We start from the raw sequence: 12,312 nt of genomic DNA, 5'->3' as shown, positions 1-12,312 counted from the left end.
ATGCGGCGCCACAGGAGGAAGGTCGGGAGCGGGGAGAGCAGCCAGCGCGTCAGGCGTACGCCCTGTCTGGCGGAGCAGCGGGAACGGGATGCGGATCCACGTCAGAAGCAGGTCCAGGGCGAGCAGGACGCAGATGCCCGCGTCGATGCCGATCGGGAAGACGCAACTGAAGTTCCCGAAGCCCTTTTGGATGGCTAGTTCACGAACGGCCGCGTAGGAGCCGGCGAAGCCGATGCCGGCGATGACCACGGTCCCGGTGGTGATCACGATGGTGAGAGCACGGGTAAGTCGAGTTTGGCTGAGGGCTGAGGCGACGTCGTCGCGGGCGGGTTGGGCGGTGGTGCCGTCTGAGTGTGGGGTGGAACTGCTGGAGCCTGCTGTTGTCGGTGGTCTTGTGGTCGTGGGTGGCAGCGATGGCGTGGGCGGTTTGCGGGTCATGAGCTCTTGCGGGTGGTGTGGGTGGGGGTGAGGAGGTCGTGGATCAGTTGTTCGGTTTCTGGTTGGGGTGGGCAGTCGAGTTGGCGGTTGACTTCTTGGAGGCGGGTGATGGCGGTGTGCAGCCCGGAGCGGTTGTTGGCGGCGGCTTCGATGTGCATCCAGTCGCGGTAGAGGATTTCGGCGGTGTGGTCGGCGTCGAGGCCGGTGGCGATGGCCTGGCGTGCGCGGGTGAGGTCGTGGTGGGGGCCGGGTGGGGTGCGGTGGGCGGCGATGGTGTGGGCGACGTCGACGATGCGGGTGGTGATTTCTTGCTGGAAGGGTTCGGCCCAGGGCAGGGGGCGGCTGTCGAAGGGGCGGCCGCGCACCAGGGTGAGCGCCTGCTCCAGGCCGGACAGTGCGGCGGGGTCGTGCGGCAGGGCGTGCTGGGTGAGTTGGGTGAAGCGGGTCCAGTCGCAGCGGATGGCGGGGGAGAGGCGGTAGGGGTCTTCGCTGCCACGGCGGCGTGGCACATAGGGGTTGCCCAGGGAGTCGTTGCCCAGGGCGCGGCGCAATTCTTGGAGGCGGGCGTTGAGGGTGCTGGCGGTCCAGGGGGTGTGGGGGTCCATGTCGTGGCGTAGCGCGTCGGCGGTGCGGCCGGGGCGGAAGTACAGCAGCGCGGCGAGCTGGGCGACGCGCGGGCCGTGGCCGGTGGCCGGCACGCCGTCGACCTCGACCGGGCCCAGGACGCGGATTTCGGGCGCGCACGGCTCGCCTGCCTCGGTGCCGCCTGACTGCCCGCCGCTGCCGGCCGCCGGGCCGGAGGCCGGGGTGGGCCCTGTGCCGCTACGGGCCGGGTGTGGGCCGGGGAGAGCGCCGGGTTCGGCCTGGACTGGGCGGGCGGTGGCCGCCGGGCGCGAGGCGGCCCGCAGGGCCGGGAAGATCTCGTCCTGTTCTTGTTCCTGCTCATGCGCGGGCGCTGGTCCCGTTGACCAGTCACCGTCACTGTCACCGGTCGCGGGCGATTGATGCGGCGTCCCTGGAGCGCCGGCGTCGGGTGACTGCGAGGGGCCATCTCCGTTCGGTGCGGCGGGGCGCGGTTTCTGCGGTTCGGAGTCGGCCAGGGAGGTGGTGATGTGGCGGTAGGCGGTGCGATCCAGGCGCTGTAGGACGGCAGTGCAGCCGGTGGAGGGGATGGTCTGGGGTGCGGTGGTGGAGGCGTTGAGGACGTGCGCGCCGGGGAAGTGTAGGGCCGTGCCGCCGGCCGGGGCGACGAGGGCGACGGGCAGGCTCGGGGCCTGGGCGAGGAGGTCGGCGAACGGGTGGCAGGTGTCGGTGTCCAGGGGGCGGGCGGACAGCAGCAAGAAGGGCCGCGGGCGGGAGCGGGGTGTCTGGTGGGCCTCCAGCAGGCGTTCGGTCAGCTGCTGCAGTGCCTCTGCCGGGTGGCTCACGGGGGTGATCGGGCAGCTGGGTTTGAGCTGGGGCAGGTCCGCGGCGAAGCCGACGGTGACGATATCTGCGTCGTCGGTGAGCGGGCTCGTGCTGAGTTCCAGGGCGAGTGAGGTCAAGACCTCCACGACGTGGGCGGGGGTTCCCTCGAGCAGCAGCACGGGCAGCTGGGTCAGATTGAGCAGCAGGAGGTCTCCTGCCTGGCTGCTGCCGATGGTGACCAGCGCCGGGTAAGGGGCCGGGACGGGGCGGGCCGTCTCCTGGGGACGGAGCAGAGCCGGCGGCGGCAGTGTCCACCAGCCGTGTGGTCCCGCTGTGAACGGGGCGGGGGGCGTGCGGGGGCGCTCGGCGGGCAGGACCTCAATGCTGGCGGAGCCGATACGCGCAGCGCTGAGCGCCGGCAGGTGGGCGGCGCCCCCCTTTGCCGCGTCATCGGCCAGACTGCGCAGGGCTGCCGCGAGGCAGGTCAGGCCGTCGAGGCCGTCCGGTGCGCTGGCCGCCGCGGGCGCGGGGGAGGGCTGGGGTGTGCGCCTGACCGCGGAGCCGGGTGTGCGGCGACGCAGCAGGCGGCGCCAGGCGAGCGCCCCGGTGATGGCGGCACTCAGCAGCGCACCGGCCCCCAGGACAGTCGGCAGCACGGGCGGGCTGCCGGCCGGAGCACTCCCGCCGGTGTGCCCGTCCGCAGACGAGGACGTGGCCGACTTGGATGCGGAGGGCGGTGCGGGTGGCACGGCAGAGGCGCTGCCGCTGGGCCGCGGCGTTATCCCGGTGTCGCTGGCCGTGCCGGGGTGGCCCGGTATGGAGGATGCGGGCGCCGTGCCGGGACGGGTGGTGTGGCGGGGTGTGCTGCTGGAGTCTGCTTCGACCAGCTGGTCGATGGAGAGCAGGGCCGAGGTGAGGTCGAGGATTTTGGGCTGCGCGAGTGTCGTCCCGGCCGGCAGTGCCAGGTCTGGATCGCTGCTGTCGATGGTGACGGGCGTGCTGGCCGCAGAGCCGGCCGCGCGGGGAAGAGGCGTGGCCTCTGCGCGCGGGAGGGCGAGGGCGGCCGTGGCGGCGAGTGCCGCCGCAACGCCGGGCACGAGACGCGAGGCATGAGACCGCAACAAGGTGCGGGGCGGGGGATTGGTCCTCACGGGGAGATCCGGATGGTGGCGGTGTCAAACTGCGGCAGTTGGAAGTCGACCTCGGTGGTCGTGGCCGGCGGGGCGGGGAACTGCATGAACACGCGCACGCTCTCCCCGGCCTTTAGGTACTTGAGCCCCGTGGTGGTCAGCGGGCGCCCCTCCGCGTCGCGCAGCACGTAGTAGCGCTTGCGCTCGTGGAAGTCCACGAGCGTGGCGCCGCCCAGCGACTGGCCGTTGCGCAGGACCGTGCGCTCATTGCCGCGCAATTCGGCGGGCACCACGGCGGTTTCGGTTCCTTCGTTTGCCAACGCGCCGCGCACGGTCAGGAATCCGCCCGGGTCGCGGTCGGCCACGGTGATGGTCAAGGTCAGGTGGTGCTGGCCCGTCAGCCGTGCCAGAGGCTGTTTCTGCGCCTGCTGCGCGGGCGAGGAGGACATGCGGTCCTGCGCTGCGGTCGCCGAGGTGGGTTCCTGGTGCGGCCTGTCGCCGGCGCAGCCGACTGCGGCGAGCAGCACCGCGGCCGTCAGCGCGGCCATCCTGCGTCCGGTGGTGCGGCTGAACCACGCGCTCTGCGGGCCGCTGGCGCCCCGCGGTGAGTGTGCCGGTCGCGCAAGAGGCAAAGCACTTGCCTGGGGTGAGGGGGCAGCGAGGCCGTGGAGGCGTTGCCTGCAGGGATTATCGGCGGCCGGCGGCACGATGCTGCGCCCGGCCGTGCGGGCGGCCGCCGATGGCGCGGCCTTGACGCGCGGTATGCCCTGGCCGTTGGAGGCGGTCGAGTGCGGGGAACTCGGGGCGTTCATGGGTGTTCCCGGAGGCGCGGCCAGACGGTGATGACGTCGCCGTCGAGCGTGACGCGCCGATCAGGGAAGTGCCCGCGCACCACGTCCAGGTCGCTGCCGTCGAAGTCGACGCCGGCCTGGACCACCCAGGCGCCTGCGACATAGGAAACGGACTGCGCGGCGGCGGGCCACGCCTCCTCCAGGAATGGTTTATTTTTGCGAATCATTCGGGCTACGTAAGTCACCTGACATCCTCATCTGTTCGTATGGGCATGGAGGATTGACCAGTGAGGTCGATGGTGCGCAAGCAACGTAATACTTCACGGAAGCAAACATCAAGAGGGTTGCTTCGCCCCGGACTAAGTGGACGCAGGCCCTCCGTGTGTTGGTTGTTAGGTGCGGCCAACGCGTGGGCGCAGCACGGCCATGGGCGTGGGGAGGAGCGCCCCGTACACGTGGTCACAGCTGGGTCCATGGGCGGGGCGTGCCGCCGGTCAGCGGTGCCCACACGTCGGAGGTGGGGCCGTGCTCTTCGAGGTCGTCCAGGGCGACGGCGCCTGTGGGTACTTCGCGGGCCAGGTCGGCGACGAGGGGATGATGGGCGACCATGGCTTTGAGGTCGCTGATCCGGTTGTCCAGCGCCTGACGCCCGGCGCCGGTCAGCACGAAGAGGACTCGTGGAAATACCGGGTACCAGCGCAGCCAGCCGGGCCCGGTCTGCTGCCGGCGCCGACCGACCGGCTGTGGTTCGTACGACCACAGCCTCGCGTACTCGATCAGCTTGGCTGCCAGGCGCTCGCTGCTCATGGTGGCCCGGTCGACCTCGACGAACGCCCGGAGTTTGCGCCGCTGTTGGCCGTCGATATGGGTGTAGTGCAGGACCGCGTCCGCCACGACCCTCTCGCCCTCGCCGATCGCGTGGAACACCTCGGGCGTCCAGTCCAGGTGACCGTGCTCGTCGCCACGGCGGCGGGCATCGGTGACGAACTGCAGGTGTGTGCGCAGGACGGTGAGGGTGTGTGGGGTCTTCAGCGAGGCGGCTGTCGCGGAGGTGATCGGATACGGCGGGCGGCCCCGCAGCGCCGGCCAGTCCCGGGTCAGGCGGGCGCCCTTTGGCGTGAGGTACCAGACGCGGGTGCGGTGGGACTGGGGCAGCACGACGAAGTCGACCAGGCGCTCGCCGAGCAGCTGGTTCAGCCGCTCCGATATCGACTGGCGGGAGCGGTCGGGCCGCAGTAGGACGTGCAGTTGATGGGTGGAGGCCATGCGGTGCTGGGCAAGTGCGGCCAGCAGCTGATGGGCCAGAGGTTCGGTGGGGCTGGGCGTGAAGCCCGCCGTCGCACGGTCTTTCGGCGGTGCGGTGGTCATGAGTACTCCTTCGGCAGACGTACAGGAGCGTCGCCGGCGGGGGAGTGCGCGGCGAGGAACGCGGTGACGCGGCCGAGCTGTTGGGCGGCGCGGTCGGTGAGCTCATCCAGCGGGAGTGCACCGGCGTTGGCGCCGGCGGCGCGCTCCAGGTCGGAGACCTGCTGTGGGCGGGCCTGGGCGGCGAAGATGTCGTCGAGATGAGGGCCGCGCAGCTGGATGGGCCCGATGCGGCGCCCGTGCACGCTCAGGGAGACGTAGTGCTCGAACCGCTCCATGGTGGCGACCCGTTCGGGGCTGGGGTCGTCGCCCCACTCCGCGGTGATGGGCGCGATCGCCGTTTTCGAACCGGCGGTGGTGGCCAGCGTGGAGGCGTTCTGCACCAGGGACAGGCGTACCGGTGTGGGCAGGCGGGACAGCAGCTGGGTCATGCCGTGGACGTGGCACCGGTACTTGCGGAGATCCTCGAACATCGCGGCGATGGTTTCCGGGGCCGCGCCGGTCAGCGTGATCAGCTCGTCGAAGTACGGGCGGAACGCCACCCGTTTCTCCTCCGGGGTGTCGCGCCGGGAGCGAGCGGCCCGCAGCAGATCGCGGGCCAGCAGCGCGGTCAGGAGGCGGTGGGTGGGTCCGTTGCCGCCCGGACACACCCACACGATCATCTTGGAGTCCATCGCGGCGCGGATGTTGTAGACGCCGATGGGCTGGCCGAGGAAGGCGCGGGTGATGGGGTTGGCGGCCAGGCGGGCGATCGGGTTGAGGATCACGGCGAACGCGTCGGGTGGCAGGGTCGGGAACACCACCTGCCACCAGGAGCGGGTCTCCTCATCCAGCCGGCCCGCCACCGCGGTGAGCGCTGCCTTGCGGAACGCGGCGTCGGTGAGCAGGGCCCGTACGTGGAAGATCGTGGCCTGGTCCTCGGGCCGGCCGGCCTGGCAGGCCGTCTCGTTGATGGCGACCAGGAGAGTGAGCGCGGCGGTGAGGATGGTGAGCGCACGCGGGGCGGTCGCGTCGTCCCAGGCCAGCGTGGAGGCGTAGGCGTCGGCGATCGCCTCGACGACCTCGTGCGCCGCCTGGCCCTGGTGCATACCGAGCGGATTCCACGAACTGATCCGCGGGTGGGGACCGAGGCCGTTGAGATCGATCAGCGCGATCCGCGGCATCAGGGACTCGTGCGCGAGGAAGGTGGTGGCCCGCGGCCACGAGTCGCGGTGCGGGTCGACGAAGACCAGCCCTCCGCCGGCGTGTGCCCAGCCGATCGCCTGCGCCAGAGCGCGCTCCGTCTTGCCGCCGCCGGCCTTGCCGACCCCGACCTCGAAGAGGGTCTCGGCGGCGTGGGTGGCGACCAGACGCTTCCTGCCGTCCGGGCCCCGGTAGATGCCCTGCAGCAGCAACTCGGGCTCGCCGAAGGCGAAGGTCGGTAGGTCCCCGGGGAGCACCGGCAGGCGGCAGTGCACGGTGGGGGGTTTGAGCAGGCCGGTCAGTTCCTCCAGCCGGACCCAGTTTGCGCGCGGCGGCTGGCACTGCCCCAGATTCCAGCGGCGTTCGAAGCCGTGCCGGGTGGGCCAGTGGTCGGCGCCGATCCGCCACGGGCCCAGCCGCCATCCGCGCATGGCCCACCGGGAGCGGCCGCCGAACACGTCGAACGCGGCCTGGAGTTGGGCGAGCCGGGCCTGGGAGCGGCCCTCGGTGTTCGAGGCGCACATCACGAGCAGCTGCACCCGGACCAGGTGGTCGTCGTCGGCGAGCTTGCCCAGCGCTTCGGCCGGCTCGACCCGGCGGGGAACCGGCGGCATCACGAGCCGCCGTCCGGATCCCGCGCCGGGTTTGTCACTGAGGAGCTGCTGCAGCTGCCAGCCCATCGAGTCCTCGATGCCGCTGGCGTCCTGCCGCAGCCAGCGCGCGGATCGCTGGGCCTCCCGGCGTTCGGATCGGCGTGCGGCGCTCATCAGCTGCAGGCGGCGGGCCCGCAGCGCCCACTTCGGGGCGCGCTGGATGTCGAGCCGTATCTCGGCGAGGTCGCCGAGCTCGGCGCGTAGGTCGGCGATGGCGTCGACGAGCGGCTGGAGCGGGTCGGGGGTGAGCGGCACCTCGCGCAGCGGGGCAGTGGGCTTGCCGCGCAGGATGAATTCAGCCCGCACGGTGTGCGTCCGGGGCTCGTCGACGATCGGCCTCGCCCGGTTGACGGTGACGTCCGGCCCGAGCGGGGTGATGGACAGCAGCCGTTCACCGCCCGCGGGGCCTTCGATGCGGTAGCGCAGCGGGCTGGAGCCGTCGGCGCGCAGCCGGATCTGGACCGCTTTCGATCGGCGGGGCGCCCACCAGGGCATGGCCGTGGAGGCGCGGGCGAGTTGGACGCCGCGGCGGAAGATTTCCTCCAGGCTTGGGGCGAAGTGCCGGTTGGGGACGAGCTCGAGGGCCATCCGTTCGGCGGAGGCGCGTGCTGCGAGTCGGCGTACCACCATCTCGGCCACGCCCCAGCACGCAGCGATGGCTAGGGCGAGCAGGTACCAGTGGTCGTAGAGCCAATCGGCGGCGGTGACCAGGCTGGTGAGCAGGCTGAGGACCTGACCAGCCGCTGTCTCATCGGCCCGGTCGGTCAGGTACGGGGCTGCGGAGTCCACGTCGCTGCTCCCTTCTTGATCGTGCGGGTGAAGTACCAGTCGGTGATGCGGAGGTCGGTGAAGGTGCCGCCGCGGTCCATGCCGGCCCACACCAGATGGACCACGGCCCTGTTCGGGCTGCCCTCTTGGCGGGCGATCGCGGCCTGGATGCGGAAGCGAGCTGTGGCGAACGCCGGGGCCACCGCCCGGTCCGCGTCGGGGAAGACGGCTGGCCACTTGGCGCGGCCGGCTCCAGTGGCGTCCGCGCGCAGCAACGTGCGCCCGGCGGCTCGCAACTCCCGCTCGTCGTCGGAGGGAAGGTCGGCGGGCCACGCCGCCTCCAGTGAGCTCTGGACAGCCCGGTCGCCGGCCACGCCCTCGCCATGCGGCGGCACAGCGGACTCAAGGACCGAAGGTGTCGATGCCGCGGGTGTCGCGGAGGCGAGGTCGGCGGTCGGCTTGTCGGCGGGAGGCGCTGATGCCGCAGGCGACAGATCCGCGATCGCGGTCGACGACTCGGGGGCCGGTGGCTCCTGGCCGTGTGGCATGCCCAGCAAGGCGACACCGAAGATGGCGAACATGACGGTGCTTAGCAACAGTAGACGCGGGGAGCGCGCCGGGGTGGTGGTCACAGCAGCCGAGCTCCCCCCGCAAAGCCGGACATCGTGTTGACGGCGTCCAGGCGCACCACGGTCCCCGGGCGGGGGGCGTTGACCATCTGTCCGCTGCCGACGTAGATGCCGACGTGGTAGATCGTGGAATCGCGGCCGGGAGCGGTGGCGTAGAAGACGAGGTCGCCGGGCTTAAGCGCACGGGTGCCGAGGCTGGCGGGGATCCGCTGGCCGACTCCGGCCTGGGAGGCCGCGACGCGCGGCAGGCTGATACCGGCCTTCGCGTAGGCGTACACGGTCAGGCCCGAGCAGTCGAAGCCCTTGGTGTTCGTGCCGCTCGAACCGCCTGGCGAGCAGCAGATCCCATACGACTTGCCGCTGGCGTTGCCGCCGCCCCACGAGTACCGGACACCCCGCTGGGAGAGGGCCGCCTCGATGACGGTACGGACCTTCCCGGACACGTTCTTCAGATCGGGGTCCTTGGCAGCCGCCGTGTACTGGTCGATCCACCCGAGCACGTTGGCGACGTACTCACTGGACTGGTTGTACTGCCAGATCGCGGCCTTCAACTGGGTGCGCTCGGTCAGGTCACGGCCCTCGCCGCACAGGTAGATTGCGGCGCCGAGCGCTGCATCGTCGGCGTTGTGCGGGTCGGCGATCCTGTCGCCGTTCGCGTCCTTTCCGACGCCTTCCCACGTGGAGGGCAGGAACTGGAAGGGGCCGACGGCGCGCTCGCCCTGAGAGGTGCCGTCCCATGTGCCGTTGTCGGTGTCGGCGAAGGCGGTGGTGTTGCCGCCGGCGCCGGAGCCGTTGAGGAGCACTCCGTAGATCTTGGGGCGGATGTCTCCGCCTGCGGCGATGTTCCGGCCGATGGCGTGGTTGGACTCGGCCTTGGCGATCCCGGCGAGGATCGGCCAGCGCATGCCCTGGCACTTCGGGACATGCTTTCCGACCTGCTGGACGGCCTTCTTGTACGCGGTCAGCATCCGCGGCGGGATGTCCGCGGCACTGCCGCCCTCGGCGATCCCGCCGTCGTCCTGGGCGCCCGTCTTCAGCGCGACATAGGCGCTGATCGCGTTCCCTACCGGTGCGGCACAGCACACGGCGGCGAACAGCAACAGCACCACCACGCACCCCCACCGCCCGATACGGCGTCGGGACGGCCTCATCCGTCCTCACCGGCCTGGTCCTCGCTCTGCCAGCGCGCCCGCATCGCCCGCAACGCTTGGGCCTGCCGTATCTGCTCCGGCGTCTGCTCCGGCGCACCGCTGGCCGCAGGCCGGGCGGAACTCCCTCGCATGGCGCGCGCCAAGTCGGGGTCCACCCGCGCGACGTTCGCGAGGGTCTGTCGCCGGAGTTCGGCGGGATCGTTGAGCAGCCGCTGGAATGCGTCGGTTGAGCCCGAGGCGCGGGAAGCGCCAGAGGATGCAGGCGGGGTGCCGTCGGCGGCGCGAGCGGCCGTTGCTCTGGCTGCGGAACCGCTCGGCCGTGTCGCACTTGCGGTACGCGCGGTGCCGGGCGCTGCGGTGGAGGTGGGCAGACGACGGCTGGTGAAGGGGCCCGTCCCGCCGCTGTCGTCGGTGTGCTCCCGCAGGACACGGGACACATGACGGCCCGTGTCGCCCCAGGCCCGCCCGTCCTCGCGAACCGTGTTGCCCCACACCCGCACCTGCTGGCGGGCGTCCTGGGAGTAGCGAGATCCGCCCTGCCGGGCCCGGCGGACGTTGGCCGGAAAACCGGCCGTCGCCCCGTACGCGGTCCGGCCCCCGCGGTTCAGGATGCGGTAGCCGCGGAAACGCACCAGCCGGTTGTGGGCGCGCGTCGACAGCAGCGTGCGGTCGGTGTTCTGGTCGTGCAGCACCAGGCCGGTGTCACGGTCGACGACCTGCCCCTCTGCGTTGCGGTAGCGGTCGGGCGGGCCCCCGGGCTGGCGCGGTCCCGTGCCGCCTGAACCGTCGCCGCCGTCCCAGGGGCCGCCGGTGTCCGGGTCGCCTTCGGCGGTGGGCTTGCGCCACTTGGCCAGCTGCTCCTTGTCGGGGCGGCGGCCGATCAGCAGCCAGTGTGCGCCCTTCCCGCCGAGCCGGGCGCCCAGTCCGCTCACGGCCACGGCCGCGGTGAGCGGAGCGAGACCACGTCCGGCCTCGGCGGTGGCATCGGCGAACATCCTGCCGGTGTCCACCGGCATACCCGCGCCGTCGAATAGGGAGCCGAGCGCGCCCATCAGCCGCTGGCGGGTGCCCAGCATCCCGTACCTGCCGCCACCACCGCCCGTGAAGGCACGCAGGCCTGCGCCGTAACCTCCCATCGCGACAGGGGAGTTCATCGCGAGTGCGGCGCCGAGCTCGGAGGTGTCGCCGGGCATGTGGGTGCCACCGACCTTGGCGTATCGCATCCGCATGGCCATGCGATGGCCGAACGAGGTGATCCCGGTCAGCAGGCGGCGATGCCCGGCCGCGCCGGCGATGGCGAGGACGTCGATCAGCAGGATCCGTTCGACCATCAGCTCGGGGCCGTTGGCGATGGTGGCGTCCACGGCGATGCCGAAGAAGGGCACGAACGCGCAGACGCCGACCATGGCGAGCATCGCGATGCCCCAGATCGACAACCACTTCCACACCGACTGGCGAGCAGGGCCGGGCAGCATGCCCACGATGAAGGCGACCCCGCCTCCGGCCGCTGCCGCCGCGCAGATGCCCTGGGTGCCCAGCAGCACGATCGCGCTGGACAGCAGCATGCCGCAGATGAACAGGGCGGCGATCAGCAGCAGGACCGCGCCGCCGACCCGCCACCAGGTGGGTTCTTCCGCGTAGGCAGCGCAGGCCTTGCCGACGTCCCCGGCTTTCTTCATGTCGGCCAGGAAGGCGGCGAACTCCTGGTCCTCGTCGCTGACGATCGCGTTGGAGGCGTCCAGGAGCTCGCCCCCGGGCGTCAGCTCCGGCAGAGTGCCGGGGGCGTCGTCGGCGCTACTCTCGCAGTACTCTTTGGCCGGCCCGCGCAGCAGGCTGCAGGCGTCCTCCTTTTTGTTCTGCTCTTCGCAGTACTTCCGGGCCGGTTTGGCGAGTGCATCGCAGTTGGCGTCCCCGTCGCTGGTGACGGCTTTATATCCGCCGGAGACCCATTTCAGGTGGACGGCGTAGGCCTTGCGGTCGGAGGCCTTGGCGGGGTCGAGGATGCGCCCGTACTCCAGCAGCATGAAGGGCTTGACGATCAGCGCGTTGGTGATGGAGTCCTGCAGCGGGCGGGCCAGGTCGGTTGAGTCGACGGGGGCTTCGTCCTCCCGCTGAAGGCACTTGAGTTCGGCGTTGCCTGCCATTCCGGCGCACGGGTCCTGGCTGGCGAGTTTGCCGCCCCAGTCGTAGGAGTTGACGGACTGCTGGGCGACCTCGGCGGCTACCTGCTGGGTCTGCCCCAGCGGGCCGTCCTGGGCGAGGAGGTAGTCCGGGCGCACGAAGGTGGACGCGGCGAATGCGGCGATCAGCAGGGTGAGGAAGATTTCGCCCAGGCCACGGCCGAGACGGCCACGCACGATCATGAATCCGGCGAAGACGAACGCCCAGGCCAGCAGCAGCCCCTTCAGCCCGAGGGTGTCGACGACCACGTGGTTGTAGGAGTCGGCGACCTTCTGCGCGGGCTTGATGAGGATCTTCAGCAGGGGGAACCGGAAGGCGACCTCGACCCCCCAGCCTCCCAACCCGACCAGGATCCGGATGAGGGCGAACAGGCCGGACAGGGCGAACGCGAGGGACTGAGTCTTGAAGCTGACGATGGAGCCGCCCTCGGCGTTCAGCTCGTACCCATTGATCGGCACCCCCTCGGAGGAGGTGATGTTGAGCGGGGCAAGGAGGTCTCCGGTCTCGCTGCTGCTGCTCGCCGCGTACACGACCTGGCTGTTCACCAGGAGGAACACACCGGTGAGCAGCACGACGAAGCCGGCCGAGCGGAGGGTTGCGCGGTCTGGACGCACCAT

At 71.2% G+C, this 12,312-nt stretch carries 8 protein-coding genes and 1 pseudogene; all 9 read right to left on the bottom strand.

Annotation, left to right across the window (positions count from 1 at the left end; translation table 11 throughout):
• A pseudogene (locus IG08_RS59580) lies at positions 1-267 on the bottom strand (DUF2637 domain-containing protein); the annotation flags it as partial.
• A 167-nt stretch (positions 268-434) separates the two neighbouring features.
• Positions 435-2,942 carry an AfsR/SARP family transcriptional regulator gene (locus tag IG08_RS0146050; protein ID WP_078656003.1) on the bottom strand — a complete coding sequence of 836 codons (2,508 nt, stop codon included), beginning with the start codon at positions 2,940-2,942 and terminating at the stop codon, positions 435-437.
• A gap of 50 nt (positions 2,943-2,992) precedes the next feature.
• Positions 2,993-3,523: a hypothetical protein gene (locus IG08_RS0146045; protein WP_052425173.1), complete on the bottom strand. Its 531-nt coding sequence runs from the start codon at positions 3,521-3,523 to the stop codon at positions 2,993-2,995.
• A gap of 260 nt (positions 3,524-3,783) precedes the next feature.
• Complete coding sequence (locus IG08_RS0146040) at positions 3,784-4,011, bottom strand: hypothetical protein (protein ID WP_158812364.1); 228 nt, start codon at positions 4,009-4,011, stop codon at positions 3,784-3,786.
• 214 nt (positions 4,012-4,225) lie between these two features.
• Positions 4,226-5,134, bottom strand: coding sequence for a replication-relaxation family protein (locus tag IG08_RS0146035; protein ID WP_030618335.1), 909 nt, complete (start codon positions 5,132-5,134; stop codon positions 4,226-4,228).
• Complete coding sequence (locus tag IG08_RS0146030; RefSeq protein WP_030618333.1) at positions 5,131-7,755, bottom strand: hypothetical protein; 2,625 nt, start codon at positions 7,753-7,755, stop codon at positions 5,131-5,133. The genes IG08_RS0146035 and IG08_RS0146030 overlap by 4 nt, the downstream gene beginning before the upstream one ends.
• A complete protein-coding gene (locus tag IG08_RS60885; protein WP_030618331.1) occupies positions 7,731-8,366 on the bottom strand; it encodes a hypothetical protein in 636 nt (211 codons plus the stop codon). The genes IG08_RS0146030 and IG08_RS60885 overlap by 25 nt, the downstream gene beginning before the upstream one ends.
• On the bottom strand, positions 8,363-9,514 hold the full coding sequence (locus tag IG08_RS0146020) for a C40 family peptidase (protein ID WP_030618328.1): 1,152 nt from the start codon (positions 9,512-9,514) through the stop codon (positions 8,363-8,365). Before IG08_RS0146020 ends, IG08_RS60885 begins: the two co-directional genes overlap by 4 nt.
• Entirely contained in the window at positions 9,511-12,312 is a 2,802-nt protein-coding gene (locus tag IG08_RS0146015; RefSeq protein WP_030618325.1) for a hypothetical protein, read from the bottom strand. The genes IG08_RS0146020 and IG08_RS0146015 overlap by 4 nt, the downstream gene beginning before the upstream one ends.

The sequence above is a fragment of the Streptomyces fulvoviolaceus genome, from assembly GCF_000718165.1.
Lineage (GTDB): Bacteria > Actinomycetota > Actinomycetes > Streptomycetales > Streptomycetaceae > Streptomyces > Streptomyces fulvoviolaceus.
This window is presented reverse-complemented; position numbering and strand designations above follow the sequence as displayed.

Coding starts and splice junctions, on each gene's coding strand:
- IG08_RS0146035 (WP_030618335.1), bottom strand. CDS start 5,134: ATGACCACCGCACCGCCGAAAGACCGTGCGACGGCGGGCTTCACGCCC.
- IG08_RS0146015 (WP_030618325.1), bottom strand. CDS start 12,312: ATGGTGCGTCCAGACCGCGCAACCCTCCGCTCGGCCGGCTTCGTCGTG.
- IG08_RS0146045 (WP_052425173.1), bottom strand. CDS start 3,523: ATGGCCGCGCTGACGGCCGCGGTGCTGCTCGCCGCAGTCGGCTGCGCC.
- IG08_RS0146020 (WP_030618328.1), bottom strand. CDS start 9,514: ATGAGGCCGTCCCGACGCCGTATCGGGCGGTGGGGGTGCGTGGTGGTG.